Genomic DNA, 3,872 nt, shown 5'->3' with positions numbered 1-3,872 from the left:
GGCGTGCCGCCGGTGGCGCCCCAGCCGGGCGGCACCGGCGGCGGCGGCGCGTGCGCGGGCCGGGGAGGACCGGCCGGTGCCACGGGGTGCGCCCCGGGCCGGGGCACGGCGGGCGACTGTGGCGGTCGGGATGCGACCGCCGGGGGGACGGGCGGCTGCCCGGCCGGTTCCCCGACCGCCCCCGGAGCGGATTCCGCCCCGGACGTCGGGTCCGGTTTCGATCCGCTGCCGGGGTCGCTCCCCCGGTCCGCCCGCTCGGGCGGTGGCAGCGGGCCCCCCACTGCGTGCTGCATCCGGCGCCACTCCGTCTCGTACACCTGCTCGCTCCTCGGACCGGTGTGTCCGGGGAGACGGAACGTTACCGTCCCGCCCCGTCCGAAGGGGGAACGGTCGGGGACGCCCCCTGGTGCCCGTGTCCTCAGCCGGCGAGTTCCTCGGCGAGCGCCCGCAGCGCCAGCCGGTAGGAACCGATCCCGAAGCCGGCGACCGTTCCGGTCGCCACGGCCGCGATGACCGAGGTGTGTCGGAACTCCTCGCGGGCGTACGGGTTCGAGATGTGCACCTCGATCAGGGGGGCGGTCCGCTGGGCGGCCGCGTCCCGCATCCCGTACGAGTAGTGCGTGAAGGCGCCGGGGTTGATCACCACCGGAATCGATCCGTCCGCCGCCTCGTGCAGCCAGCGGATCATCTGGCCCTCGTCGTTGGTCTCCCGGACGTCGACGTCGAAGCCGAGCTCCGCGCCGAGGGTTCGGCAGGAGTCGACGAGTCCCTTGTAGGAGGTGGCTCCGTAGATGTCGGGTTCGCGCGAGCCGAGGCGGCCCAGGTTCGGGCCGTTCAGCACGAGGACCGGACGGCCCGTACGCACCTCGCTCACGCGGACACCTCGCCGTAGGCCGCGATCAGCACGGCCGGGTCGGGGCCCTCCAGGACGGTCGGCTTGCCGAGCCCGTCCAGGACGATGAAGCGCAGCAGGTCACCGCGGGACTTCTTGTCGACCCGCATCGTCTCCAGGAGCTTCGGCCACTGGTCACCGCGATAGGTGAGCGGCAGTCCGACGGACTCCAAGATCGCCCGGTGCCGGTCGGCGGTGGCGTCGTCGAGGCGCCCGGCGAGGCGACCGAGCTCGGCGGCGAAAACCATGCCGACGGAGACGGCGGCACCGTGGCGCCACTTGTACCGTTCGTTCTTCTCGATGGCGTGGGCGAGGGTGTGGCCGTAGTTGAGGATCTCCCGGCGGCCGGACTCCTTGAGGTCGCCGGAGACGACCTCGGCCTTGACCTTGATCGAGCGGACGAGCAGCTCGGCGGTGTGCGGCCCGGTGGGGGTGCGGGCGCCCTGCGGGTCCTCCTCGATGAGGTCGAGGATCACCGGGTCGACGATGAAGCCGGCCTTGATGATCTCCGCGAGACCGCTGACGTAGTCGTGCACCGGCAGGGAGTCGAGCGCCGCGAGGTCGCACAGCACCCCGGCCGGCGGGTGGAAGGCTCCGACGAGGTTCTTGCCCTCGGCGGTGTTGATGCCCGTCTTGCCGCCGACGGCGGCGTCGACCATGGCCAGGACCGTGGTCGGCACCGCGATCCAGCGCACGCCCCGCAGCCAGGTGGCCGCCACGAAGCCCGCCAGGTCGGTGGTGGCACCGCCGCCGACGCCGACGACGACGTCGCTGCGGGTGAAGCCGGTCTGCCCCAGTGCCTTCCAGCAGTAGGCGGCGACCTCGGCCGTCTTCGCCTCCTCGGCGTTCGGCACCTGGATGGCGACCGCCTCGTAGCCCTGGTCCGCGAGGTCGGCACGGAGCGCCTCGCCGGTCTCGGCCAGCGCCTCCGGGTGGATCACGGCGACCCGCTTGGCCTGGGTGCCGATGAGACCGGGGAGCTCGCCGAGCAGCTGCCGCCCGACCAACACCTCGTACGGGTCCGTGCCCGCGGAACCGCCGACCTGGATGCGGGTCACCTGGTCCTGCTCCGTCATACGTCCTTCAACTCCAGTGCGTCGAGGACCGCCTGGGCGACCTCTTCGGGGGTGCGGTCGTCCGTGGCGACGACGACCCGTGCGACTTCGGTGTACAGATGCCGGCGCGCCTCCATCAGCTCGCGCCACTGGCGGCGCGGGTTGACGGCGAGCAGCGGGCGGGCGGTGTTGAGTCCGACCCTGCGTACGGCCTCCTCCACGTCCATGGAGAGGTACGCGACGGGCCGGCCGGTCAGCAGGGCGCGGGTGTCGGGGTCGAGGATCGCGCCCCCGCCGAGGGAGAGGACACCGGTGTGCTCCGCGACGGCCCTGGCGACCGCGGCCCGCTCCAGGGCCCGGAAGTGCTCTTCGCCGTCCTCGACGAAGATGTCGGAGATCTCCCGTCCCTCGGCGGCGACGATGTCGGCGTCGGTGTCCCGGTAGGGCGCGCCGAGCCGTGCGGCCAGGAGCGCGCCCACCGTGGACTTGCCGGAGCCCATGGGGCCGACGAGGACGATCTGGGGCCCGCCGGTCACCGGATGTGGAGGTGGTCGAGGTAGGACCGGACGTTGCGGCGGGTCTCGGACACGCTGTCCCCACCGAACTTCTCCAGCACCGCATCCGCCAACACCAACGCCACCATCGCCTCCGCCACGATGCCCGCCGCCGGAACCGCACACACATCAGAACGCTGATGATGCGCCGCAGCCACCTCACCCGTGGCCACGTCCACCGTGGCCAACGCACGCGGAACCGTCGCGATCGGCTTCATCGCCGCCCGCACCCGCAACAACCCGCCCGTGCTCAAACCACCCTCGGTCCCCCCCGAACGCCCCGAAGCACGCCCCAAGCCCTCACCGGTCCGCACGATCTCGTCGTGCGCCCGCGACCCCGGCACCCGCGCCAACTCGAAGCCATCGCCCACCTCGACGCCCTTGATCGCCTGGATGCCCATCAACGCACCCGCCAACCGGGCATCGAGCCGCCGGTCCCAGTGCACGTGCGACCCCAGCCCCACCGGCACCCCGTAGGCCAACACCTCCACCACACCGCCCAGGGTGTCGCCGTCCTTGTGGGCCTGATCGATCTCCGCGACCATCGCCTTCGACGCATCCGCGTCCAGACAACGCACCGGATCCGCATCCAAGCGCTCCACATCACCCGGAGTCGGGTACACCCCGTACGGAGCCTTCGCCGACGCCAGCTCCACCACGTGGCTCACGACCTCGATCCCGGCCGCCTCCCTCACGAACGACCGGGCCACCGCCCCCAACGCCACACGCGCGGCCGTCTCCCGCGCACTGGCCCGCTCCAAGACCGGCCGCGCCTCGTCGAAACCGTACTTCTGCATGCCCGCCAGATCCGCATGCCCCGGACGCGGCCGCGTCAACGGCGCATTACGCCCCGTCTCCTTCAACTCCGAAGGATCCACCGGATCCGCCGACATCACCTTCTCCCACTTGGGCCACTCCGTGTTGCCCACCATCACCGCAACCGGAGAACCCAACGACAACCCGTGCCGCACACCACCGAGGAACGTGACCTCGTCCCGCTCGAACTTCATCCGCGCACCACGCCCATAACCCAAACGACGCCGCGCCAGGTGGTCGGCCACCAGCTCAGTGGTGACCGGAACACCAGCCGGAAGACCCTCCAGGGTCGCGACCAACGCGGGTCCGTGGGACTCCCCGGCGGTCAGCCAACGCAACCTGCTCAACGATGCTCCTCATGCTCGCGCCTGGCACTGCGACGGCACGACCGGGTGCGCGGCCCGGGCCCGCCACCTCCGATCCTCCCATGCCCCGGGGGTTTCCCCGGCCCGGGTCCAAGGGGCGGACCCTGCGTGCCGTGCCGTTCGGGAGGGAGCGCAGCGGTGAGCACGGCCCGCCGGTCGCGCGGCGGGCCGTGCTTGCGCGGCTCAGGAC

Annotated in this window: 4 protein-coding genes; all 4 read right to left on the bottom strand. The window is 72.2% G+C overall.

Annotation, left to right across the window (positions count from 1 at the left end):
- Nucleotides 1–418: 418 nt before the first annotated feature.
- The 4 genes from aroQ to aroC are packed head-to-tail and all read right to left on the bottom strand — an operon-like array spanning nt 419 to nt 3,664.
- On the bottom strand, nt 419–865 hold the full coding sequence (aroQ, locus tag ACFW2Y_RS34995; protein WP_384887550.1) for a type II 3-dehydroquinate dehydratase: 447 nt from the start codon (nt 863–865) through the stop codon (nt 419–421).
- A gap of 5 nt (nt 866–870) precedes the next feature.
- Complete coding sequence (gene aroB, locus ACFW2Y_RS34990) at nt 871–1,968, bottom strand: 3-dehydroquinate synthase (RefSeq protein ID WP_384887548.1); 1,098 nt, start codon at nt 1,966–1,968, stop codon at nt 871–873.
- Complete coding sequence (locus ACFW2Y_RS34985) at nt 1,965–2,483, bottom strand: shikimate kinase (protein WP_384887545.1); 519 nt, start codon at nt 2,481–2,483, stop codon at nt 1,965–1,967. The genes aroB and ACFW2Y_RS34985 overlap by 4 nt, the downstream gene beginning before the upstream one ends.
- Nucleotides 2,480–3,664 (bottom strand): chorismate synthase, encoded by a 1,185-nt coding sequence (gene aroC / locus ACFW2Y_RS34980; RefSeq protein WP_384887542.1) that lies wholly within the window; start codon nt 3,662–3,664, stop codon nt 2,480–2,482. The genes ACFW2Y_RS34985 and aroC overlap by 4 nt, the downstream gene beginning before the upstream one ends.
- Nucleotides 3,665–3,872: the final 208 nt, after the last annotated feature.

It is taken from the genome of Streptomyces sp. NPDC058877 (assembly GCF_042742855.1).
Lineage (GTDB): Bacteria > Actinomycetota > Actinomycetes > Streptomycetales > Streptomycetaceae > Streptomyces.
This window is presented reverse-complemented; position numbering and strand designations above follow the sequence as displayed.

What these genes read in the sequence shown, in the direction of transcription:
- aroB (WP_384887548.1), bottom strand. Translation starts at nt 1,968, where the DNA reads ATGACGGAGCAGGACCAGGTGACCCGCATCCAGGTCGGCGGTTCCGCG.